Annotated in this window: 17 protein-coding genes; 4 read left to right on the forward strand and 13 right to left on the reverse strand. The window is 43.1% G+C overall.

Features of this window, described 5'->3' with window-relative positions:
- Positions 1-282: 282 nt before the first annotated feature.
- Together VTAP4600_RS22580 and VTAP4600_RS22585 are read left to right on the forward strand one after the other, a co-directional pair.
- A complete protein-coding gene (locus VTAP4600_RS22580) occupies positions 283-2,172 on the forward strand; it encodes a methyl-accepting chemotaxis protein (RefSeq protein ID WP_462889672.1) in 1,890 nt (629 codons plus the stop codon).
- 463 nt (positions 2,173-2,635) lie between these two features.
- Positions 2,636-4,060, forward strand: a complete 1,425-nt coding sequence (locus VTAP4600_RS22585; protein WP_102524974.1) for an EAL domain-containing protein — start codon at positions 2,636-2,638, stop codon at positions 4,058-4,060.
- 56 nt (positions 4,061-4,116) lie between these two features.
- On the opposite strand, the gene VTAP4600_RS22590 is transcribed toward VTAP4600_RS22585, so the two are convergent.
- Complete coding sequence (locus VTAP4600_RS22590) at positions 4,117-5,106, reverse strand: diguanylate cyclase domain-containing protein (RefSeq protein WP_102524975.1); 990 nt, start codon at positions 5,104-5,106, stop codon at positions 4,117-4,119.
- A 297-nt stretch (positions 5,107-5,403) separates the two neighbouring features.
- Here VTAP4600_RS22590 and VTAP4600_RS22595 point away from each other — a divergent pair, with 297 nt between their 5' ends.
- Positions 5,404-6,195, forward strand: coding sequence for a helix-turn-helix domain-containing protein (locus VTAP4600_RS22595; protein ID WP_102524976.1), 792 nt, complete (start codon positions 5,404-5,406; stop codon positions 6,193-6,195).
- A gap of 59 nt (positions 6,196-6,254) precedes the next feature.
- Here VTAP4600_RS22595 and VTAP4600_RS22600 read toward each other — a convergent pair whose 3' ends face one another.
- From VTAP4600_RS22600 to VTAP4600_RS22630, 8 genes are all read right to left on the reverse strand, one after another.
- On the reverse strand, positions 6,255-7,226 hold the full coding sequence (locus tag VTAP4600_RS22600; protein ID WP_102524977.1) for an ABC transporter ATP-binding protein: 972 nt from the start codon (positions 7,224-7,226) through the stop codon (positions 6,255-6,257).
- Positions 7,219-8,217, reverse strand: coding sequence for an ABC transporter ATP-binding protein (locus tag VTAP4600_RS22605; RefSeq protein ID WP_102525501.1), 999 nt, complete (start codon positions 8,215-8,217; stop codon positions 7,219-7,221). The genes VTAP4600_RS22600 and VTAP4600_RS22605 overlap by 8 nt, the downstream gene beginning before the upstream one ends.
- Before the next feature lie 14 nt (positions 8,218-8,231).
- The gene (locus tag VTAP4600_RS26095) at positions 8,232-8,381 is read right to left on the reverse strand and encodes a hypothetical protein (protein WP_197708673.1); all 150 of its coding nucleotides are present in this window, start codon (positions 8,379-8,381) and stop codon (positions 8,232-8,234) included.
- Positions 8,363-10,036 (reverse strand): extracellular solute-binding protein, encoded by a 1,674-nt coding sequence (locus tag VTAP4600_RS22610; RefSeq protein ID WP_197708674.1) that lies wholly within the window; start codon positions 10,034-10,036, stop codon positions 8,363-8,365. The genes VTAP4600_RS26095 and VTAP4600_RS22610 overlap by 19 nt, the downstream gene beginning before the upstream one ends.
- A gap of 67 nt (positions 10,037-10,103) precedes the next feature.
- Positions 10,104-11,147, reverse strand: coding sequence for an ABC transporter permease (locus VTAP4600_RS22615; protein ID WP_102524978.1), 1,044 nt, complete (start codon positions 11,145-11,147; stop codon positions 10,104-10,106).
- A 3-nt stretch (positions 11,148-11,150) separates the two neighbouring features.
- Entirely contained in the window at positions 11,151-12,173 is a 1,023-nt protein-coding gene (locus VTAP4600_RS22620) for an ABC transporter permease subunit (RefSeq protein WP_102524979.1), read from the reverse strand.
- Between the two features lie 93 nt (positions 12,174-12,266).
- Positions 12,267-16,145, reverse strand: coding sequence for a zinc-dependent metalloprotease (locus VTAP4600_RS22625; protein WP_172443211.1), 3,879 nt, complete (start codon positions 16,143-16,145; stop codon positions 12,267-12,269).
- Between the two features lie 21 nt (positions 16,146-16,166).
- A complete protein-coding gene (locus tag VTAP4600_RS22630; RefSeq protein ID WP_102524980.1) occupies positions 16,167-16,994 on the reverse strand; it encodes a hypothetical protein in 828 nt (275 codons plus the stop codon).
- A 729-nt stretch (positions 16,995-17,723) separates the two neighbouring features.
- Here VTAP4600_RS22630 and VTAP4600_RS22635 point away from each other — a divergent pair.
- Positions 17,724-18,329 carry a superoxide dismutase gene (locus VTAP4600_RS22635; RefSeq protein ID WP_102524981.1) on the forward strand — a complete coding sequence of 202 codons (606 nt, stop codon included), beginning with the start codon at positions 17,724-17,726 and terminating at the stop codon, positions 18,327-18,329.
- Positions 18,330-18,409: 80 nt separating this feature from the next.
- Here VTAP4600_RS22635 and VTAP4600_RS22640 read toward each other — a convergent pair whose 3' ends face one another.
- From VTAP4600_RS22640 to VTAP4600_RS22655, 4 genes are all read right to left on the reverse strand, one after another.
- The gene (locus tag VTAP4600_RS22640; RefSeq protein WP_102524982.1) at positions 18,410-20,038 is read right to left on the reverse strand and encodes an ABC transporter ATP-binding protein; all 1,629 of its coding nucleotides are present in this window, start codon (positions 20,036-20,038) and stop codon (positions 18,410-18,412) included.
- 15 nt (positions 20,039-20,053) lie between these two features.
- Positions 20,054-20,545, reverse strand: a complete 492-nt coding sequence (locus VTAP4600_RS22645) for a hypothetical protein (RefSeq protein WP_102524983.1) — start codon at positions 20,543-20,545, stop codon at positions 20,054-20,056.
- Positions 20,546-20,616: 71 nt separating this feature from the next.
- Positions 20,617-21,969: a sigma-54-dependent transcriptional regulator gene (locus tag VTAP4600_RS22650; RefSeq protein ID WP_102524984.1), complete on the reverse strand. Its 1,353-nt coding sequence runs from the start codon at positions 21,967-21,969 to the stop codon at positions 20,617-20,619.
- Positions 21,966-24,464 (reverse strand): PAS domain S-box protein, encoded by a 2,499-nt coding sequence (locus VTAP4600_RS22655; protein WP_102524985.1) that lies wholly within the window; start codon positions 24,462-24,464, stop codon positions 21,966-21,968. Before VTAP4600_RS22655 ends, VTAP4600_RS22650 begins: the two co-directional genes overlap by 4 nt.
- Between the last annotated feature and the right edge of the window lie 119 nt (positions 24,465-24,583).

The raw sequence follows: 24,583 nt of genomic DNA on the forward strand, positions 1-24,583 counted from the left end.
ACAATCGAAAACACATAGCGTGTTATTCGAATTACAGCATGGAGATTGGGAGCTGTCTATTTTATCAATAGTATCAAGATCACGATGTGAGATTTTTTGTGACTAGATAGGGATGTGTTGATTAAGCCTAACGGCAAGTCGTCGTCAATAAATCAAAGTCACAATTAAGCATAATGCTCAATTTGTTTCATGGTTTTTAGGAGTAACCCTAATTAAATCATGTGTATGGGTGATAGGATTTCTCTTTATATTTGTTTAACTGTTCTATAAGAGGTCCTTGATATGCAATTTAGTCTAAAGAGAAAAATGGTTTTCTCTGTAGTTTTGGCGATTGCTGTTACATCTGCCATTCTCCTTTTCATGGGTTATAAGACCTTTCAAAATAACAGCTGGCGGGCGATTGAGAGTGAAAGCCGTAATACACTCCAAGCACATGCAAAAGGAATTGGTGATTGGTTCTATGATAAGAAACAAGCAGTACACGGACTTAAACAGCAAGTTCAACTTAACCCTTCAATAGATATTGTTCCTCATTTACGTCAAACCCTTGTTTCTGGTGGGTTTGGACTGAGTTATTACGGGAATAAAGAAGGTGAGATGTTCCGCCATGATCCTTTACTTAATAAACCGGGCTATGACCCAAGAGTGCGAGGTTGGTATAAACAAACATTGGCTGAGAATCGTGCCATTACTACTAAGCCCTATGTAAGTGTCACAATGCAAACCTTGGTGGTTACGCTGACTGACCCAGTCATAGAAAATGGTTCGATCATTGGTGTGGCGGCATCAAATCTAGCGTTGGACAAACTTATTCAAGATGTATTGGCAATTGAGGTTCCAGGTAATGGGCGTGCGATTCTAATTGATAAGCAAGGCACGGTCGTTGCTCATAAGAATAAAGACTTCATTCTTAAGCAAGTCAACGAGATTGCACCTGAGCTGAGCGTCTCTGGTTTAAATAGTGCCGCACAAAACCTCAAGACAATCTTCACTCAAGTTGATGGTGCTGAACGCGTCATCATGGCAGAACCCATTAAAGGGACTGATTGGCTCCTTGTGATTGAAATGGACAAAGAGGTGTTAGAACAACCGTTGTTCGATATGCTGGTCAGTCAGATAACAACAGGTTTGATTGTATTGATCGTTATGGCGGCGGCTACGTCGTGGTTTGTGGCTCGTCAATTAGTTGAACTTGGCCGAGTGAGTGAAGCACTGGCTGATATTGCGGAAGGGGATGGTGATTTAACACAGCGTCTTCAAGTGTCGAGTAAAGATGAAGTAGGGCAACTTGCCGATAAGTTTAATGTGTTTGTAGACCGACTCCATGGAATGATGGAAAACGTCACTCAAGTTTCAACGGCAATGAACAACGGTGCTGATCAAGCCAACAGTAGCGCATTAAAACGCAGTGAAAGTGTCAGTAGACAGCAAGATGAAATCGCTATGGTAGCGACTGCTGTGACTGAAATGGCGACAGCGACGTCTGAAATTGCGTCTAATGCGGACAACACAGCGAAAAGTGCGACTCACTCTGTGGAATTGAGTGAACAAGGTTTCCAGCAGATGGCTAAGAGCCAATCATCCATTAACGAGTTAGCAACTGAACTTACTAGCGCTGTTTCTATCATCAGTGAGTTGGAAGAGCATGGCCAACAAATTGCTTCTATCTTGGCAACTATTCGCGAAATAGCCGAGCAAACTAACTTGCTTGCGCTTAATGCGGCAATCGAAGCTGCAAGGGCGGGTGAACAAGGCCGCGGCTTTGCGGTAGTTGCCGATGAAGTTCGAGTGCTTTCTCAACGTACTCATGCTTCAACAGAAGAGATTGAAGACAAGATAAAACGCTTGCAACAAGCAACCAACGGCGCTGTCAAAGTGATGACACAAAGCCATGATATGGCGAAAACAAGCGTACACGATGTTGATATGGCAGGAGAAAGCTTGGCTCAAATCCGCGAAGCGATTCAGATGATCAGCGATATGGCTACCCAAATAGCCTCTGCGGCAGAAGAGCAGTCATTAGTGACGGCAGAAATAAACGCAAACACAGAGTCGGTTCGTGAAGTCAGCGATGTGATGGCGCTAGATGCGACAGATGCAGTTTCTCAGGCTGACCAACTGAGTCATTTGGCAAGTGATTTGAAACAAGAACTATCTCGATTCAAGCTTTAGTTTCGTGACCGATATTTGTTAGAACTTAAAAAGAGCACAAGCGATAACAAGCTTGTGCTCTTTGATTTATTATTCATAGTGCATTCTTAATGTCGTCTTTTTAATATTACTTAATTAGCAATATCTTATTTAAAATACTAACCTACATTAATTAGCAAAAGCTAACTAATATCAATTATTTCGTTTTATATTTGGCTCATAATGCGAGTAATAAGAAAGCGTAGTAAAATAATATTTTGTTCTATTTTTATTGAAAATGAGTTAAATGCTATTTATATTAATGACTTATTGTTGAGTTTTTGCTCTATGCGGGGTTCGGGTTAGTATTTTGTTCTTGGCTCTCCGGTTAGTAGGTGGTAGTGTGCTGTTTTTCTTGCAGATACAGTCACATACACTTTGATTACTCAAGTGTATGTATAAGCTTTTCTGCCTTCGTAAGACAAACTAATAAAGGTAAACCAAGATGGTATTTCTAACCGTTGTGTTAGCGATGTTTCTATGTGTGTTTGTTATTGCCTATTTAAAACTATCAATAGGCTCGCTTAAACACAGTGAGAATAGAAGTACTGACTTTCGATATGGGCAAGTGTTAAATAGTGAAGAATATTTTCAATCGTTAAAAAAAGATATCTTTGGTTTCGAGTATTTTTCTTCCCTAATGAAGCAAATTGAAGCTAGGAAAATGACCGTGTATTACCACCTTTCTTTAGTTAAGATTGGGCGATCTGAGCAGTCATTATACCGTTTGACACGAAAAGATAAGCTTCGCCAGAAACTGTATAAAGAGATAAACCAAAGTGTCTGCCCGACTTTTTTGAAAGTGTATAGTGATGAATATTTGGTTGTTGCATTCGCTGTTTATAAACCACTCGATAGTAAAGATGTAAAAGAAAAACAAAAGAAACTCATTGAACGATTACCTAATGAATTAGTGTTTGATGGAGGCTTGGTCGCAATGGATTACGCGATTTCATCCCTGTATATGTCGAGTAAATCGGTATTGGCCGATCTCGATAAGATGGAACGCCGACTCTCCTTTGGGATGAAAAAAGCGCTGAGCACTGTTGAAGGGTTGTACATTCACCAAGAAGAAAGCTATTGCTCTGCAATGAAGGAAAAATACTTAACTCGAGAGCTCTATCGATCAATTTGCTATGAAGAGCAGAGTTTTCATGTGGTTTACCAACCAATTTATGATGCTTTAAGTGATGAAAAGCCTTCTGCCTACGAAGCGCTGGTACGCTGGAACAATGAGCTGAACATTGGACCTGCTGATTTTGTCCCTGTATTAGAGCAACATGAGCACCTGCATTATCAATTTACCTTTATCGTATTGAAAAATGTCATTGGCGATCTTAAAGCTCGTTTATCGAGAAACCAGCTGATACCCCCAGTATCTGTAAATATTTCGACTAATGATCTATGCGCGCCTAATTTTGTCTCAGATGTTCTGGCTTTAACACTAACCTGCGAACCATTGCGTGAACGGTTGATATTTGAGATTACTGAAAACAATCAACTGATCTACAGTGATCAGTTAAAAGCCGTAGTTGAGTCGTTGACCAGTTTGGGTTTTAGGTTTTCTCTAGATGATTTTGGCAGCGGCTATGCAAATTTAGATGCGTTGAACTTACATTTTGTTTCCACCGTTAAAATTGATAAGCGTTATGTCGATGATATCGAAATAGACTCGCATAAGAAGCAAACACTGTTTCAAGTGCTTGAATTGTGTGCGCACTTTGGTCGACTTGTCGTGATTGAAGGCGTTGAAAACATTAGACAAGTTGAGATTATTAAAGCGCTTAAAAAGAGTAATATTTATATTCAGGGTTATTATTACGCGAAACCATGCGAAAAAACCAAGGCGTTTGCTTTGCTAGGTGCGTAGTGCCAACGGCCTGGATAGATAGGTTATCGATGGGATGACCGCTGCAATCCTATGACTTAGCGAGCAGCGTGACAAAGCGTAGCGCAATCGTCATCAATATTGACCACCGCGATACTATTTTTTCCATTTTTCTTTACTTGATACATGGCTGAATCGGCACGCTGGTAGACGTCTTCAAAGCGATGTTGATTACCTGTAAACAAGCATATACCGATACTAAATCCTAAGGTCAATGTAGCTTGCGAATGTTGGAGTGATACGGCTGAAAATGAGAGGAGTCGGTGACACAACTTCATTAGCTCAGTACGGTGCGAGTAGCTACAGAGTATGACGAATTCGTCTCCACCTAGTCTGCCAATTCTGCAGTTTTCCATCGCATTATTTTTGAGCCAAGCTGCAATCTCGAGCAGTAGGTCGTCTCCGGCTTTGTGTCCGAGCTCGTCATTGACGGCTTTGAAGTTATCTACATCAATGAATATCAACGCAGAGCCACTATCGCGGTGTGTTGCTAAGTGGTTTTGATAGCTCTCTAACATGGCTTTTCTGTTTAATAAGCCAGTAAGAGGATCACTGTTTGCTAAGGTTGCGAGTTGGATTTCGTAGCGCTTTTCTTGCGTAATGTCGGTATGTGTACCCATCATGCGAAGTGGCAGCCCATTGTCGTCATATTCCACAACGCGGCCACGGTCTGATACCCAGCTGTCTGTTCCGTCTTTGTGGATCATTCGGTGCATGATTTGATAGAAATCGGTTTTGCCATTGATATGGTCTTCAAATGCTCTCACGGTAAAGTCATAATCTTCAGGGTGTAATTTGCTTTTCCACATGTCGACCGTTGCACTTAGTTCATTCGCCTGATAGCCAAGCATCTTACCCCACTCAACGTTGAATATGGTCAATGAACCACTAGGGACATGCTGCTCCCATAGACAAAGGCCAGTGCCATCTAGTGTCACGCTGAGTTTCTCTTGTAAGCGGGCGTTTTCTTGTTTTAATCGTTTATTTTCCGCTTCAAGCTGTTTGATTTTATTTAAGTATTCATCCATGAAGTACGCCTTAAGCCCGCAGATTCCGTGCAGGATCTTTTTAATCTACGGCTAACAATAACCTAAGATTCATGCTTTATAAAATTCTGAGTGTTAAGGCGCAACAAAATAAATGATAGTGATAATTGATATCGGTGATTCGTGTTCACTTCTCGACATAAATCTAGCCCTGTATCAGAGAAAGATGTGACGATCTTGTGAGCAAGTAGAGGTAAATGATTAGAAATAGGTTGCCAAAAATTATAACTTATATACAAATGTAATAATTCGCAGAACAGGATGTAGGAGTTCAGCAGGATGCGAGCGGCAAATTCAGAATATCTATTAGCAGCACTTAGAAGTGTGATTAAAACAAAAGGGCGGACTTATCGCGATCTCGCAGATGAAGTAGGTGTGCCTCTTTCAACGTTTAAGCGTCATCTATATAGCCCCAATATTACGTTGGAGAGGTTACTCGATTATTGCCGTGAGATAGACACCACATTAGAAGAACTGCAAAAATTGGCCGTCAAGCTTCAGCATGACAATGAGAGTTTTTTTAATAACACTCAAGATGAGATCTTTTTTCAGTTTCCTCACTTGTATGATTTCTATCGAGAACTTAGGCATATTAGGCATCGCGACAGTCATGACCACATGAAAAAGAAATACGGTTTGGACGAGGCATCGACGTACGCGTACTTCAGAGCGCTTGAGTTGCTTGGATTAGTCAAGCTAACGGATGACAATAAAACGCAGCTCAATGGCCCCTTGTATTACCGCTTTTCTGAAGACTCGAAATTGAGCCTGAAGTACAAAGATATCCTTAAAGCGCAAGCACTGGAAAACCCTAACTGTGTTCGAGTGGGGTTTTCGCGTATGAATCTCAAAGAATCTCAACTTGATGCCTTGAATAAGATGCTCACTCAAGAGGTGCTTAAATATCATACGGAGAACATGAAGAAAGATGACGATGGTGAAGGCGCTCTGTGTAACGTTTTATTGTTTGTCACACCACACGAAACGTTACGGTTCTCAGAGGGAATACGAACGCTTCCCAACGATTTCTTGTCTCAAGTTCGGTCGCAAATCGCGCGGATTGAAGCTTAAAAAGAACAATAAAAAACCAGACTTGATGTCTGGTTTTTTATTGTTTTAGTTTCAGGCTATTAAGTCGTTTCAATTCTGTGGCATGCGACATAATGATGGTTGTCGACGTGCTTTAACTGAGGGTAGTCGGTTTTGCACTGCTCTGTCGCAGAATGGCATCTTGATTCAAAATGACATCCTTTGGGAGGAGAGATAGGAGAGGGTACATCGCCTTTAAGCGGCTCTCGTTTTTTTCTCGATCGCGGATCGGGTAATGGGATGGCAGAGATCAACGCTTGGGTGTAAGGATGCTGCGGGCGGGCAAAAAGCGAGTCGGTATCACTCATTTCAACAATGCGGCCAAGGTACATGACCGCTATATTGTCAGAGATGTGCCTCACAACGGATAAATCATGAGCAATGAATACTAACGCGAGGTTCATCGTCGCCTGCAGATCAAGAAGAAGATTGATGATTTGTGATTGGACGGAAACATCGAGCGCTGATACGGCTTCGTCGCAGACGATGAGTTTCGGGTTCAACGCAATAGCACGAGCGATCCCAATGCGTTGACGTTGCCCTCCAGAGAATTCATGAGGGTATCGCTCTGCCGCTGATTCTGGTAACCCAACTTTAATGAGCAATTCTTTGACCTTTTGAGTTCGCTCTACTTGGGTCCCTATTTTATGAATGTCGAAGGGCTCTTGCAAAATCCGCCCAATGGTATGGCGGCTATTGAGGCTTTCCATCGGGTCTTGGAAAATGATTTGAATTTCTTTACGCAACGAAACCATTTGCCTAGCGGTAAAATGGGTGATGTCTTGGCCGTCGTAAATGATCTGCCCTGAGGTCGGCTCATTGAGTTTAAGCAGTGAGCGGCCAAGTGAACTTTTTCCGCACCCTGATTCGCCAACCAGCCCGAGTGTTTCCCCTGCTTTGACGGTGAATGAAACACCGTCAACCGCGTAGGTATAAACATTGTCGCTAAATAGCCCTTTGCGAATCAAATAATGTTGTTTGAGATTGCGTACTTCTAAGAGAGTGTTAGCCATTTACGTTTCCTTCCTCTGACATAAGAAAGCAGCTGACGGAGTGATGATGACCAATAGACATCAGTTTCGGTATTCGGGTGGCACATTGCGGCATTTGGTATTGGCACCGGCTTCGAAATCGGCAGCCAGATGGCATCTCGTGCAAGCTGGGTACTGAACCCGGAATGGTGCCAAGTTGTGATTTTGGTTCGCCATCCATTCTTGGAATTGACTGAAGTAGTCCTTGCGTATATGGGTGGCGTGGAGAATCAAATAAGGTATAGACGTCGGCTTTTTCAACGACATTACCTGCGTACATAACCACCACTTCGTCACAACTTTGAGCGACGACCCCCATATCATGAGTGATCAACACAATGGCCATGTTGCTCTTGTCTTGCATCTCGCTCATCAAATCGAGTATTTGAGCCTGCACCGTAACGTCTAATGCGGTTGTTGGTTCATCGGCAATCAAGACATCAGGGTTGCAAGCTAGTGCGATCGCGATCATCACACGTTGACGCATGCCTCCTGATAGCTCGTGAGGGTAGTTATTGATTCTTTGTTCGGCGGCAGGAATGCCGACTTGTTTTAACATCTCTATCGCTGCCTGTTTTTGCTGTTTGCGCGATAGGTCAGGTTTGTGCAGTTCATACACCTCGCAAAGTTGTTTCCCGATAGTATGAACAGGGTTTAACGCCGTCATAGGATCTTGGAAAATCATCGAGATTTCATTACCACGAGTTTGGTACAGTGCTTCTGCTGGCATTTGTACAAGATCTTTGCCCTTGTAAAGAATTGAGCCCGCCGTTATTTTTCCGTATGGATGAGGGAGTAGCCCCATGATGGATGCGGCGGTCACACTTTTACCACACCCAGACTCACCAACAATACCAATGGTTTTTCCCTTAGAGACATCAAAAGAAACCTCATTGAGAACGGTGATATCACCATCATCCGTTGTAAAGGTTGTTTCAAGGCCTTCCACTGACAAAATACAATCATTTTTCATGCTTACAGGATCCATTACTTCTGAGCGAAACGCTTTTCTATTCGCGTTACTGAAGGATACGACTGGCCAGATTTAAGAGCTTTCATGGTGGTTTTTTTCTCTTCCAAATCTATCCAGAACAAGCCGTACTCCATGCTTTTTGCATCTAGAATATCGCGAGACAAGGCGGTACCGATGTTTTTGGAAGCTTGACGTAACGCCAATGCGCCGCTCTTGAAAATGGCACTGAATAGGTAGGAATAACACAATCGCACTGGGCTATTTTTTCTTGAATTAGACGAGACAACGTCGCCTTCTTGTCGACGTTAAATTCAGAGTCGTATTGTTCGATTAGGCTATCCATCGCGGGATCGGCAAAGTTGGTAAAGTTGTTAGTTTGTGGCTTGGCGTTCGAAGAGTGAAAATACTGCCAATACACGGGCATTTGTGGGGCGCCCATGCCCAAAAATGCGGCTTGGTGTTTTTTCTCAAGTAATGATTTGAAGCCTGTTGCCCCGTCTACCAACTTGAGCTCAATTTCTAGCCCCGCTTTTTTCGCTTCCTCTTTCAAAACGATCACGCGAGGTGAGTGCATTTTGGATAAATAGGTTAGCGTGATGCTCAAGCGCTCACCTGCTTGGTTTATGCGAATGCCGTCTTTGTCTAAAGCGCTGTACCCGGCCATGTCAAAGTACTTGTCTGCCAGTGCCAAGTCGAACGCTTTGGCTTGGATTTGCTTGTTGTCGTAGTCGCCAAAACCTGAACCAAAACTTTGCTGATGGGTATAGTCACCACGCAGCGCAATGTCGATCATTTTCGGTACATTCATAGAGTGGGCGATACCACGTCGTAGATCCGAATTTCCCATTTTGTCTGCATTTAGGTTAAGCCAAACGCCTGCCGCTCCTTGAGGGGATTGGTTAAAAAACCATTCTTTGACGAGAAAGCCGCGGTCGTACAAATCGCCTTTCGCTTTTTCGTGCCAGATGGAAGGGAAGACCATGTAATAGGCATCAAGCTCGCCTTTTTCAAAGTACTTAATGGAAATGTCCGAGTCACGGATGACTTTTAGCATGATGTGGTTAACGTTGTAGCGATGCTGATAGTATTTATTGCCGTAGCCCCACCAGTTATCGACTTTCGACAGCTTAACGTACTTGCCTTTCTTGATTTTGGCGACCTCGTACGGCCCCGTTACGGGTTCTGCTTTCCAGTTGTAACGTTTGACAAAATTATTTGGGATGCCCTTAGGGTAAAAGTGAGCGGGTTTTGGCAAAATATTCAGACGCATGAGCAATTCGTCGTTAGCCAGCTCGTTGGCTGAATGCAGGGCAAAGGTATGCTTATCAAAGATGGTGATCCCTGCGATTTTATTGGTATAGAAGTCTTGATACCAAGGGGCTTTGGTGTGTTTACTTCGCATGTAATCAAACACAAAACCAAAGTCCTTGCTGGTGACGGGCTTACCATCCGTCCAGCGTGCATTTTCATCCAGTTTAAAATAGACGGTTTTGTGGTCGTCGCCTATGGCCCACTGTTTTGCAAGCGCTGGTAGGTATTGACGGGTGTTTGGATGTTGCTGAATGAGAGAAGGATTACCATCCATAATAAACGCACGAAAGCTACCATTTGAATCTGGCCCAACGGTACGCATGGTCAGTGGAAAGCTGTTGATGTGAATACGATAAGTGCCACCTTGTTTGGCGTTGCTATCTGCGAAGGTTGGCTGTTCGTTGTTAGAAACCCAATTTAACCCTTGCGGCACAGAGTCAGCGCTCGCAATGGATGGAAAAAACGTGCCGAGTATTAACAGCAATAACGATGTAAACAGTGTTTTCATAGTGTCTCCAAACTCTTTGTAATAGGGTGCTACCTTGCACTCTTGTTTTATTGTGTATTTGAGATAATCAGACGTATCGGGTGTATTTTTTCGGGTCAAAGGCTTCTCGAACTCCTTCGCCAATAAACGTCACCATGGTTAAAACCAGAACGATGGCACATACGACGGAGCTTATGATCCAATAGGCGTCCAAATTAGACTTACCTTGTTGCAGCAAGTCGCCCCAACTTGGTGTCGGTGGCATCAGCCCAAGTCCGAGGTAATCTAATGCGGTTAAGGTGGTGATATTGGCGACAATGCCAAAGGGCGCGAGCGTGACAATCATGACCATGGTGTTAGGCAGAATGTGTTTGATGATCACCCTGAACGTACCAGCGCCTTGAGCGCGCGCTGCCGTGACATATTCACGTGCTTTTTCTTTATAGGTCATGGTCCGCATATACCAGGTGATGCTGATCCAACCGAATAGAACATTGATAAAGACAAAAAGGAGAAAACTTGGCTGAATGATCGACACCATGATCATGATGACGTACAAAAACGGTACCATTGACCACACTTCGATAAACCTCTGCATGATCAGGTCAAATCGACCGCCGAGATATCCCATAAGTGAGCCGACAAGCACCCCAATGGTGTATGAGATAGCAAGCGTTAACATGGCAAACCAAATGGCAATCCTAAAGCCATATACCAAACGCGCCAGAACATCTCGGCCAGATTGGTCGGTACCCAAGTAATGTTTTTCTGTCACGGATGGCGCAGTAGGAGGGTAATTCGTGCCATCGAAGTCTTGTTCGTACGGGTCCCAAGGTACGAGAGGCATTAAGACCCAATTCCCTTGATTTTGGTTTTTAAAAAGGTGTTCAAGTTCGCGATAGTCCGCCTCATATTCATAATCTTGCCCGAATGTTCGGCCACTTATTACGTGAGTGTAAGTTGGGAAATGCCATTCTCCCTGATACGAAACCATTAGCGCCTTATTGTTGACTAATAATTCAGCGACAGAAGACAGCAAAACCAAAGTGGTTAGGATAAGAAAAGAGAAATAACTGCGTTTTATCGAACGAAATCGTTTCAGTTTTTTCTTAGTTAGTGGGTCAATTTGCATACATTAATGTCCAAATTTCACTCGAGGATCGACGGCTGCAACACAGAGATCAGATAAGATATTGCCAAACATCAGCAGTAGAGATGAAATGGTTAAGATACCCATCACAACGGGGTAATCTCGCTCGATGATGGATTCATAGCCGAGAAGCCCAATACCATCGATGTTAAATACCACTTCGATAAGAAAAGAGCCGGCCACGAATACAGAAACGACATTCCCTAGATGGCTCGCAATCGGGATCAGGCTGTTTCTTAATGCGTGCTTTCTTACCGCTTTGTTAAATGGCAAGCCCTTGGCGATGGCGGTTTTGACGTAATCCGCAGCAAGGTTCTCTAGCAAGTTATTCTTCATCGTCATGGTCAAGATGGCGAAATCCCCAATGATGTAACAAATCAAAGGCAACAAAGCGTGGGAGAAGAGGTCATAAAGCTGCTGAGAAAATTGAAGGTCTTCGAAATCGTCGCTGACGAACTCGCCCATTGGGAACCAACCTAAGTGGAAGGCAAAAAAAGAAATCAGAAAAACGCCGACAACATAGTTAGGGAGCGCATAGCCAATAAACACCATGACGGAGCTAACGTTATCAAATTTGGAACCGTGCTTAATGGCTTTGAGGATTCCCAGAGGGATTGAGACCAAGTAACTGATCACGAATGTCCAAAAGCCGAAGAACATTGAGACAGGCAGCCTTTCTTGAATCATGTCCCACACGGGTTCGTAATAACGGGTGGACTCACCAAGATCAAATTGAATCAATTTCATCAACCATTCTGAATAGGCTTCAAAAATCGGTTTATCTAACCCGTAAAAGGCATTTAACTCTGCGATCTGATCTTCAGATAAAGACTGAGAGCCTTGCTGTTGACCGGCACTGCCACCATCTATCGATTGGCTTTGCATTTGCGAGATCATTCTTTCTACTGGGCCACCAGGCACAAACCGTGTAAGAGCAAATACCAATAAGGTAACGCCAATAAAGGTAGGAATAATCAACAACAACCGCCGACTAAAATAGGCTAACAATTCAAACTCCTTAATTGAATTTTATGGAAATAGAGGCAAAGAAAGACTGACTCGATATGAGCCAGTCTTGAGGGTTGCAACTACGTTAGGTATTTATAGAACAGGCAGTTGTTCTAATGCATAGCGATATTGGATGTATTCTCTCGAACTCCAAAGCCAAATTGATTCTGGGTTGATATCGTAAATCTCAGTGTTTTGAGGGTTACGTTTTAACTCTTCAGCAATGAGATCTTTGTATTGGTCAGCCCAATTAAGCAATGCAGTCAGATAGGTTTCGTCATCTTCATTGGCTTGCAGTGATTTCCACGCAGCATGCAAGTTGTCTTTGCTGTTACAGCGTGTTGGCTCCGCGGTAACGGTATAGCATTTTTTGTCTTTATCTAGGGTGAATTTTGCTGGTGAAAACGGTGTCGCTCTGAACATACCTTCGAAGTAAGACGTCTTCTTCAGCAATCCAACGGCAGCCGTATCACGTAACATCACCAACTTAAAGTCATTCAGTGTTTTAACACCATTAGCTTTCAGGTTCTGTTTTGTTATGTAATTAGTGTCATCCAGTTTGAGCAAGTCATCCTGACGGCCGTTAATTAACAAGGCCTTTTCAGCCATGTTTTTTGCCAAGCCATTTCGACGCGTTACTACGTAATTTCTGGCTTTTAAGCTGAAGGTAACACTGCCCTTATCATCAACACTGTCGTTTGGACGCGTAAGCGTTATGTCGTCCAACAAGTCTTGCGAGCTGTCAGCTAGGCCGTACTCTTCGGCATACCCGAATGCCACTAAGTTATTAAGGAGCGCGGTAAACATTGGCGTAACTGTATTTTGTGATAATTGAAAAAACGATTTCAAATTGAACAAATACGGCGGTACGTCTATCGCTCTCTTAATATCTGGCTGGTAAGGCGTTACCGTTGTTGCACGTTCACCATCTTTATTGACAAAGATTGGGTCAGCAAACGAATCCATACCGTAACCTAAGTAACCAAGATAAGTTTTGATTTTTTGCGGTGTACCTTGAACACTACTGTGGATGCTCGATACATCTAGCAGGGCGATGTTTGATTTGTCTCTTGCGCTGGAGTAATCAGTACGCTTAACAAGCATTTGCGCGGCGACTAATTTGTCTGGCCAAATACCGAATTGGTCAACGGCAGTCGAAGACGTATTGTAAGGGTTGTTAGCTCGCATGTTGGCATAAGGGCGGCCATCACGAGTTTCAGACAATACGGTGATGTTATCACGGCTTGACGCCATTTCTGCGACCAGATCTTTATCGAAACATGATTCAGGCAAGGTGGTTTTGTCTTGTATGCCTGGTCCATAAGAGCTCCATAAGTCAGACAGCGGCACGAAACGCGTGATCTGTCCTGAATTGGTAGACACTCTTATCTCACAGACACGATCAGGCTTACTCATTACTTCGACAAAAAAGTTTGCGGCGAGTAATGAAGCATCAAAGGTGTCGCACACCATTTTTGCACCTTCAGGTAAGCCTCTGCGGACATATGCGCGTTGACAGTTATCGGTATAGTAATTGGCGACGCTCTTACCATAGCTGTCTTCCGAGCCTCTCAGCTTAGATAGTTGGTAATCGATATCACCAAGATCATCCACGACTGAACGAATTTCATTGAACTCATACCAGCGAGAGTAGGCGTAGCTCTGTACTTGATACTCGTAAAATTGTTCACGGTCGTCACGTCGGTTCCTTAGGCCGTAGCTATCCCAGTATTTTTGAATACGGAATTTAGTTTGCTCAAGGATGTTTGAACCTTCATCAAAGCGGTTACACGTGCTGTTACTTCTAACGTGTTCGTCAGTACAGTAATCAAAGTTGGTAAACTTAGCTTCAGAATCATTTTTGAAGACGGTCTCTTTTAGCTGTTTGACTGAACCTAGTAGGTATGCCTGTTCATTTAGGTTTAACTCGGCGTCAATGTCTTTGAAGTTGGCATATTTGGTCACGTCGACTTTTTCGATAAGCCCTGTCTCTGGGTTCACCTTGTCGACTTTTGTTGTGTATTGCAATTCGCGTCCGTAGCCGAAACGTAATGCCGCGACGTCGTATTTCCCGTAGATAGGTAATTCGTCGAAAATTGAGGCGCCGTAGTCCATTGCAGAACTGTGGGCCGGTATTTTGGTGTAGTTAAGAGCACTAATTTCTTCTTGCGTATAGAAATTGTCTTTATCTGCCGATCCCATGAAGTTATGGCGTAAGCCTAGGTTGTGCCCAAGTTCATGAACCAAGGTTGAACGATACATGTGCTTTGAAATCTGATTACTGACGATTTTTTGTTGTTCCGCAGACAGTTTCGACCATTTTTTAAGTTTGGTGTTGACCTTGTCTTGGTAGTCGGACGCAGAAGGGTCAAGATCAGAGTTATCAAAGTAATCACCTTGTAGGTAATCAATGCCCGCGACTAACCCCTTAGAGCGAGTGCTGACCCACATGAACTCCTCTGAATACATGTTGTTCTCAGCCATTCTATCTAATTCCAATTGGCGCTGTGCGACCTGCTTACTAAAGCTCTTTGTTGGTTGCTGCCCTGGCGTTAACCATTGTGTGTAACCGTTAGCAAAATTGGGTTCATTTGGAACGGTGAAAGGAGTCGAGTCTGACAGTGCCGTTGTTTTATTGGCGACTAAGCTGTCTTCTACGCCAGCAAAACCAGTATTGGTTGCAACATTACCTATTGTGTCTGCTGGTGGTTGAGGCGCAGGCACAGGTGCTGGAGCGATAGGTTTATCGATTTCGCCACGGTTATAGTGCATGGTGAGTTGATTCCACATGCGACGCGAAGACGCTCGGATCACCCCGGCGTACTGGTTCACGTGTGCATGTACTATTTCACCAGTTAGCGGGTTAGTTGCTGACGGGCCGTAACCCAGCAGACCGCTGTCTACAGGATCTGTGATCAAGTTAAGTACGTTGTAACGAAGATCACCGGTGTGGATGCCTTTAGGAGTGTCTTCGTTCACAATTTTGATTGATGGGACACCCGTTTTACCCGCTTCCAATACCTCGTTAATTTCTTTAATAGTTTCAAGCGTGGTTTCAAGAAATAGCTCACTGCCTTTTTCGAAATAGCTGTCGCTTAAGTAGTACTTTATTTCTTTTTTTGGATTAAAGCGGTTCAGCAAACGGAATTTTTGACCTTGTAGCCCAATTTCGCCTGTTGAGGAACGTTCGACTTTCTCATCATTAAAGAAACCGTAACGGGAAGAGTCTCTACCTGGGTAAAGTACTTTCTCGTAGTCTTTACTTGCGATGGAATCGAGTTTTACTAAGGAATAGAAGAAGCGCGTTTTGAACGATAAGTTGTCTAAGTCGTAACCAAACTTGTAGGCGTCGTCAGAGTCGGCGGTAAATGTACGCTCAACTTCAACATTGATGGTGCCAGATTTTGGATCGTACTCCCAGTGCGTAAGTCTTGGCTCTGCCGTTTCTTTAACATCGGTAGAGGTGTACCACGCATCGACGGAATCAACCGCTAGCGATTTGATTTCTGCGAAATCAGGGGTGAAATGGGAAGCGGTATTCCAAGTTGCGTCCGCGTCTTTGTTTAATTCTTCTTTGTTGGTACATTCATCGAAATCGTTTTCAGCACATCGGTATTGCTGGAATGTACCAGGAATTTTCAGAACAGGGGCTTGGTTAATGACGTCTGCGTAACGCGAACTCTTACCTGCTCGTATTGTATCGCGGTCGACTTCTTCAGCCACAATACCATTGGCATCGTCAAAGCGAAGTTTAACCAGTTTTGGTGTTCCTTGGAAAAAGCCACGTTGGCTTGTAGCGTAACGCGGTGTTGCCCCCGTTGAAGGCATATATAACCAAAGAGATTCGGTATCTAGAGATTGTGTTGTGATTTGCTCTTGAGCGCGAGCTACAGTTTCATAGGTGCGCTCTTCTGCGCCACACCCATAGAGAGCGATGCTCACCACAGATGCAATGGCCAGTTGCTTAAACATATTATTCACCTTGCAATATGATTAGTAGTTATAATTTAGTGTGATGTAATAGGTTGGTTTTTTTAGATCAAACAATGTACTTAGCGGGCTAGGGCCTCTATCAGGATCGTAATAAGTTGCGCTGTTGGTCATGCCAATAGCCGAACTGAACTGATCGGTGAATTGATACCCTATTTCTTCTGCGTGAGTGAGTTTTGGCGAATAGCTTGTGCCCCTATAACTCCAAGAAGTGGAACTATCAAACATGATATTGAAGAACCACTTGTTTGGTTTATAGTTAATGGACAGTGCATTGCTAAGCCTATACTCCTCTAAAGGTAAGGTGCCGACTGTAGTATATTTATGGAAGTTCTTACGTAATCGAGCGGCATCGATTATATTAAGTCCTTCTAAAATACCACCCAAATCGAAGGCCAAAATAACGTCACCTCGAATGGCGGATTGCAGATCTGTTTTTTTGGAAAGTTCTGAAACCGGAATAAGAGCACGTGCTCCAACAGACATCGCTATATAATCTGTTGGGTTCCATAGATCTTTCTTATTCGCTGTTAGCCAAACATCTTCCCAATAATCCCCTAGAAAAGCATCGTAACTGTGGTATCCGGAAAAGTTAGCTGTAAAGTTAATATCGGAACTGTAGTTATATATAATCGATGCCTTGGCAGACAAATTTCGTTCAGCAAGGTGGTGGCTATCTTTATAACCATTTCTGCTGTAATCCAGACCCAGCGAGAGTCCCCAAGTTTTTACTTGTTCGCTCGACGTGTCCGGTGCTGGTGTTTCTTCTGCTTGAAGGGGGGCTGACATTAATGCAAATGCAATAATGCAACTAATTGTACTGAGTTTCATGATATGCCCATTCCCTGTGTGGATCTTACTGTTCGTTTCCGCTCCATGCGTCACGAAGTGTTGGTATTACTATTCTAATTAGACTTATCAATAATAATCGACATGCGCTTTACAAGGTATTCCTATTTATAAAGTACCGTTTGGTTGAGCTTATGGTCTTATTAGATGAAACCAGTTAAAAGGACCTGATATTTTTAATACTTTGATATTCTTCTCTATATTGGGTTTAAGTTCTTATTTGCATGTAGTTTAGGGTCATATATGTTGGGTTTTGTTTATCATTTGGCGTATATGCCTAGTTTTGATGTGTGAGGCTATGACTGCAACACAAACGTTTTCGTCTGTGCAAATAATACGAATAGTATCAGTGAATTTATTTCAAAACATATTAGTCTGCCGTTACATTAGCCCATTCTAAATATGTAACCTGTTTAAAGTTTAATATCGGAGTTAGAACATATGAGCGTATGAATATGACTAAATAATAGGATTGCATCTTTCTAGTATATTTCAGTGATTTTCATCACTGGCATTTAAATCGATGACTGTAAAGCGGTCATGATCTAAACCATTGTTTTAGTGGATCCAGTACCACGGGAGCAAAGGGTTCAGGTGAGTGTCAGAATAGATTGAGAACATCCAAGCATGGTAATCAATTGATAGCAATTATCGTTTGCAAATGATAATCAATTGCAATAATGTTGGTGTCGACATAAAAAGGAGAAAGTCATGTCTCATCAATTTCCAGAATTACCCTATGGATATAGTGCCTTAGAACCATACATCGATGCTAAAACGATGGAAGTTCATTACAGTAAACACCACCGCACTTATTTCGATAAGTTTACGGCGGCTATCGCTGGCAGCGAGCTAGAAAGTCAATCTTTAACCGATATTTTTGCCAACATCAGTAAGCATTCTCCCGCGGTCAGAAATAATGGAGGCGGCTATTACAATCACATTCTATATTGGAACTGTATGTCTGCTTCGCCTCAATCTGAACCATCTGGCAAGTTGGCGTCTGAGATTGAGCGTACCTTTGGTGAGCTTGAAGCATTTAAACGACAGTTTAGCGATGCCGCAATCAATACCTTTGGCTCTGGGTTTGCTTGGTTAGTCGTTGTTGACGGCGAGTTACAAATCACTTCAACAAGCAACCAAGATAATCCTTTGATGGACGTTGCGGCCGTTAAGGGTACGCCTATTCTCGCGTTGGATGTGTGGGAGCATGCTTACTACATTAGCTACCAAAACCGCCGTCCTGACTATATAAACGCGTGGTGGCAAGTGGTGGACTGGAAAGCGGTCGAAGCGCACTATCAAGCAGCGCTATAATTGAATAGTAAAATGGCTGAATGCATAAGCAATCAGCCATTTTTATATCGAAGCGGAGACGTTGGAACCACTCGTTCAGGTTAAGCCACAACCTCTGTTGGCTCGCTTAGTGCTTCTAAATCGAAAGAAGCATTAATGAGTTTTTTGGTGTAGTCATGCTTAGGAAAGCGGAAGATGTTTTCGGCAGTACCTTCTTCCATTACTTGTCCTTTTTGCATCACCATAACTCGGTCAGATAGGGCCTTTACGACACTGAGATCATGACTGATAAACAAAAAGCCAATTTGACGGCGTTTTTGAATGTCCTTTAGAAGATCGATAACCGTCAATTGCACAGAACGATCTAACGCTGAGGTTGGCTCATCTAATAGCATAAAAGAGGGCTCAAGGATTAACGCGCGCGCAATGGCAATACGTTGACGTTGGCCGCCTGAAAACTCATGAGGGTATCGGTTGATAGAACTCGGCTCTAAACGCACTTCTTCTAACGCGACACGTGCTCTTTGTAGTCTTTCCTGTTTACTCAGGTGAGGTTGATGAACAGTGAGACCTTCAGTAATGATATCGCCTACGGTCATTCTTGGTGAAAGGGAACCATAAGGGTCTTGAAACACCATTTGTATGTCTTTTTTAAGGGTAAACCGCTCTTTATTCGACAAAGTAGCCAGGTCTTGCCCTTTAAACTGGATGTTGCCACTGGATGGCAATAAGCCGATTAACGCTCGACCCAGTGTGGATTTCCCAGAGCCAGATTCACCGACAATACCCAAAGTTTCACCTTGTTTTAAGTCGAGTGAAATGCCTTTTACGGCCTCAAAGTGTACGGCTTTTTTGTGCAAAAATGCAGGCTTGATTAAGAACTTAACGCGAATGTCCTGTGCGGATAATAACGGTTTGTCAGTAGTGACTGCAGGGTCTTTACCGCCTTTCGGAATTGAGTTAATCAACATCTCAGTATATTCATGCTGAGGGGCCGAGAATAGAGCTTGAGTCTCCCCGGTTTCCACTACATCGCCTTTACACATAACGATGACGCGGTCGGCAAAGTGTTTTACCACACTTAAGTCATGAGTGATAAATAGAATGGCCATGCCCATTTTTTGTTGTATTTCTTTGATGAGATTGAGAACCTCACCTTGTACCGTTACGTCTAACGCCGTAGTCGGTTCGTCAGCGACCAGAATATCGGGTTCATTCATTAACGCCATGGCGATCATGATACGTTGCAACTGGCCGCCAGAAAATTCATGCGGGTATTTCGTATAGGCTTGTTCAGGTTCCGGTAAATGCACTAAATCAAACAATTCAAGCACGCGTTTTTTTGCTTGTGAATTAGACACTTTTTTATGACAAGTTAATGCTTCAGCAACTTGAACACCAACGCGCATATAGGGATTCAATGACGTCATCGGTTCTTGGAATATCATACCAATGCGATTGCCACGAAAATCTCGCATTTTGTTCTCAGGAAGATCAAGCAAAGAGGTGTCGTTAAAGTGAACTGACGAGCGCTCGGATACGATGGCATTATGCGGTAACAGACGCATTACCGCACTGGTAGAGACTGATTTACCTGACCCCGATTCACCAACAATTGCCAGTGTTTCGCCTTTATTCAGAGTGAAATTAACGTTTTTTACAGCATCAACTTGTCCATCGTTGGTAGAAAACGAAATCGACAAATCCTTTACAGTCAATATAGGAGACATGAATAACCTTATGAATTAGTTGAGTCTAAGAGACGGCTCAATGGGGCTGGTGTGTTGTAATTGATAAAAATGGTGGTGTGCTTTTTGAATGTTTTCCATTTCAAGCATCCAACTTGCCGATCTTTGTGCGGCGCAGAAGGCGGCAAGATGACGGAAAAGATCTTCGCAGTGTTTGTGCAGTACGTTTTGGAGTGCTTTTAGTAAGTCTGCTGATTCTAACGTCAGAAATTGGAAGTACGCATAGGTTTGGTTGAGCAGTTCGAATGCTTCCTTGCGTTTGCCTAGATTGTTTAGGATTTCTGACTGATTCACTGTCGCCGTCCGAAAACCATCTAACAAACAGGCTAGCTGACAGGGTTTTGTGTTGTTACACATAACGGCGATTTGAATATTATCGGGTAGGCTGGATAGCACATCATCATACAGGTGATAAGCTTCAGGCCAGTGGCCTTGTTGGTTAAGCTCTTCCGCTTTTAAGTAATGAGACCAGCACTGTTCGATATCCATTTAAACTACCTGTTCGTTCGAAGAATACGTAATTTAAATGAAATAGACTATCAATTGCAAATAATTATCATTTATATTTGTGTTTTTTGAGCAATTTCATCCTGCCTTTCCAAAATTCGCTGTAGTTTAGGTCTACTAATCTTAAGAATTTCACAGGCTTTGCCTTTGTGGCCATCTACATTTTTGAGGACGCTATTAACATGATTGTATTCAATGTCTTGTAAGCTTAGGTTTGAAGCATCAGCATTTGAGTTTAATGGCTCTTTCTCTTCTATTCGTAAAGAATCAAATAGCTCAGCTGTTAATGTATCGCCAGGGCATAAAGCAACGGCTTTGGTGAGTGTATTTTCAAGCTCTCGTACGTTACCTGGCCAGTGATAATCGCAGAGCTTTTTCATGGCGTCTAATGAGACTTTAGATACTTGTGTCCCCAGCTCTTTGTTTGCACGAGAAAGCAGTGCAGGAATTAAGTCTTCTAGATCTTCTTTACGTTCTCTAAGTGGAGGAATATGAACCTGAACCACCTGAAGACGGTAAAATAAATCTTCTCGAAAAGCTTTGTCTACAATGGCTTGCTCTAGATTGACGTTGGTAGCCGAAATGATGCGAGCACTGGATGTATGTGGGATTTTACTTCCAAGGGGTGTGAATTCCTTTTCCTGCAATACTCGCAATAATTTGGCTTGGATTTGCGGTGCAAGCTCTCCGACTTCGTCTAGAAATAAAGTGCCATCGCTGGCTAACTCAAATTTTCCTACTTGATCAGAGAGGGCGCCAGTAAACGCTCCTTTCTTGTGACCGAACATTTCAGATTCAAGTAAGTTTTCTACCAGCGCGGCACAGTTAATCGCAACAAATGGTGCGGTTTTAGGTCGGCCTGCGTTATGAATGGCGCGAGCGACCATTTCTTTACCTGTGCCAGATTCACCAGTGATCATAATGGACGCGTTAGTCAGTGCAACTCGGCCAATCGTTTTGTAAATCTCTTTCATCGCATGGGAAGACCCGACCATGGAGTGGCCAAAAGTATCGGGAATTGAAATGCCTTCTTGCGCATTGGTTGCTTGATATTCCAATGCAGTGTTGACCGCATCGTCTAGCTCGTCAATGTCGATCGGTTTATGGATGTATTCATCCGCCCCTTGTTGCATTGCGGCGATGGTGCTATCCATGTCATGAAAAGCGGTGATCATGATAATGCGGCAATCCTTACAGCATTGTTTAAACTCAGGAATGCCTTCCAAACCAGATTTTCCTTCCATACGGATGTCTAAGATGATGACATCTGGTTGAAAATTACGGGCGAGTTCAACACCATCATCTACGCAATTTGCAACTTCAACTTGATGAGACATTGATTGAAAGTGCAATTGCAAAGTACGGCTGATGCCATGATCGTCATCTACGATTAACAACTTGCTCATAGAGAAATAACTTCCTGTTTTTCTGTGTGCGCATGAGGCGCAGTGGGGATACGGATTTTTGCCAATGTGCCATCTGGTAGGGAGTGCAGTTGAATCTGTCCATGGTGAGAATCAATAATCCGTTTCACGATGGCCAACCCTAATCCGGTGCCCTTAGCCTTAGTGGTAAAAAATGGTTCGAAGACTTTATTAGTTAAACATGGATCAATAGATTTGCCGTTATTTTCAATCTCAATAAGAAGTTCGGTGTTGGAATCTGTGATCATGATGTTTGAAGCGATGGATACGCGAGCTAGCGACGTGTCTTTCGTGTTTGCTGCTTGCATGGCATTGTGCAGTATATTTTGCAGCGCTTGACGTAACTTGACTGGGTCCGCGTAGACAGTAGGCAAGTTAGGCTGCATAGCCGTAACTAATTGAATGCCTTCTTTGTTCGCCACTTTTTGTTGGCTTGCGATAATCGTTTCCAAGAGTTTGTTAATGTCGAGCCACTCAGGTTGAAAGAGTTCAGGTTTTGAGTATGACAATAGGTCCTCCATGATGGCTTCCATATAACGCACTTGTTCTAACGAAATGGCAAACATCTCATCATCGGATTTTCTAGCGTTGATTTGTAATACCATTTTTATCGAACTTAGTGGGTTTCGTAAGTCGTGAGCAATCATGTTTACAACCTTACCTACCGCCGCTAACTTTTCATGTTGCAAGCGCCGTTGAGTTTGTTTATCTACTTCTTTTAATAGGCGTTTTTCTTCACTGATATCTTGTTTAACTGCGACATAATATAAGGTGTTGTTTTCCGAATCTTTTACCGGGGAAATATGAGCTCGTTCCCAATAGAGCTGACCATTTTTTTTTCGGTTATGAAACTCGCCTCGCCACTCCTTGCCTTGTTCCAGGTTATGCCACAACTTCTGGTATTCATTTTCGTCCATTTCACCGGACTGAAGAAATTTAGGAGTAAGCCCCATCACTTCTTGATGGCTATAGCCTGTCAGCTGGCAAAAAACTGGGTTTACATAAACAATCTTGCCACTAAGGTCGGTGATCATGACGGAGTTTTGGCTTTGTTCCACCGCATGACTGAGCTGCTGAAGTTGATCTTGAGCCATTTTTTGTTCGGTAACGTCTTGGCCAAGTAAGGTTAGATTGATTACGTTATCGTTCGATTCAGTGAAGGTTGATGTCCAAGAAACAAGGTGGATTTCGCCAGACTTGCTGACGACAACACTTTCACTATGAGGTTGATGAGTTTGTCTTTTTATTGCCTCGCTTAGTGCTTCTGATGCTTGAACTTGCAGTTCTTTAGGAATAAATCGCTCTATCCAGTTGTGGCCAATGACTTCATGACGTTCGAAGCCAACCATTTGAAGGAAAAAGTCGTTACAAAAAGTGATCGTGCTGTCTGTATTTATGCTCACGGCAGCCAAGTGGATGTTTTCTAGTGTATGTCTAAATTGTTGTTCATAGCGCCGTTGCTGGCGCAGCACGCGGGTTTGTACTCTGTAACGACTAAACACGGTTGCTGCGATAGAAATGAAAATTAACAAGGTGATGTAAAACCACGTGTATTTTTTTGAAAATGCCAATCGAGAGAGGTTAAAACGATCAATTGGAAAGGTCGAAATTACGATCCATTCGCCATTGTTGGGTGCGTTTACTTTCGTAAAAGTGTAGTAATTATCGCCTCGTAGGAATTGCCCATCATGGCTGGCTTTAATGGTTGATAAACTGCCAGAGTCGATCTCTTGGTTGGTCGTAAACTGAAAATCGGAATTGATGTTATCTGATGGATGAATGACAGCCAAACCCTGAGGGTTAATTAGGTAGAGGTGGTTGATAAAGCTCGGTGCAATTGTGAATAACTTATTGATTAATTGGCGGCCTTTATAGTTGAGGATGATCGCACCTGTTAGCTTGCCAGTGCCACTGAACACAGGTGTCCCAACACGAATGGTTGGATTAAGCGGCTGCTCAACAATACCGCCTTCGATATTCAAGTCCATCGGTGATATGTACACCATACCGTCTTCGAGATTTTTGGTGCGCTGCCAATAATAACGGTGAGATTTATTCTGCAATTGACTTTGTTCCACAACAGACACGTTTCCGTTGATGTTGTTAATACGTAAACGTTCCATGCCATGGGCATCAATGTATCTAATTTGATCGTAGCTCGCGTTGTTTTCGCTCAGTTGCTTAAAGTACGCAACCAGCGAGTGGGGAGAGTCACCATGTAGTTCCTGAATTTGTCGCGTAACATAGGATAAGTTCTTTGCATCAGATGACATGCGAGTAAGTGTTTCACCTAGTACTTCTTCGATTAAATTGACGATGACTTGCTCATTCCTCAAGGCGAACTGCTGATCGTTTTGCACACTGAGCAGATAGTGGCCCGTGATGATAATCGCTAGAGCAATATAGGCAGGAAGAAGCCAAAGTAAAAGCTCGTTAATATATACTCTTGCCGTAGGTTTATGTGTTTTTGCACTCATGCGCTTACCATATTGCTCGTATTCCTTGCTGCTTTGTAGCAACGCTTATGGTTCGATTGTTAGTGTAACGAAAATCGCGGCGACCGTTTGTGCCACCGCAAGGGTTATGAGAAGTTCGA

It is taken from the genome of Vibrio tapetis subsp. tapetis, assembly GCF_900233005.1.
GTDB lineage: Bacteria > Pseudomonadota > Gammaproteobacteria > Enterobacterales > Vibrionaceae > Vibrio > Vibrio tapetis.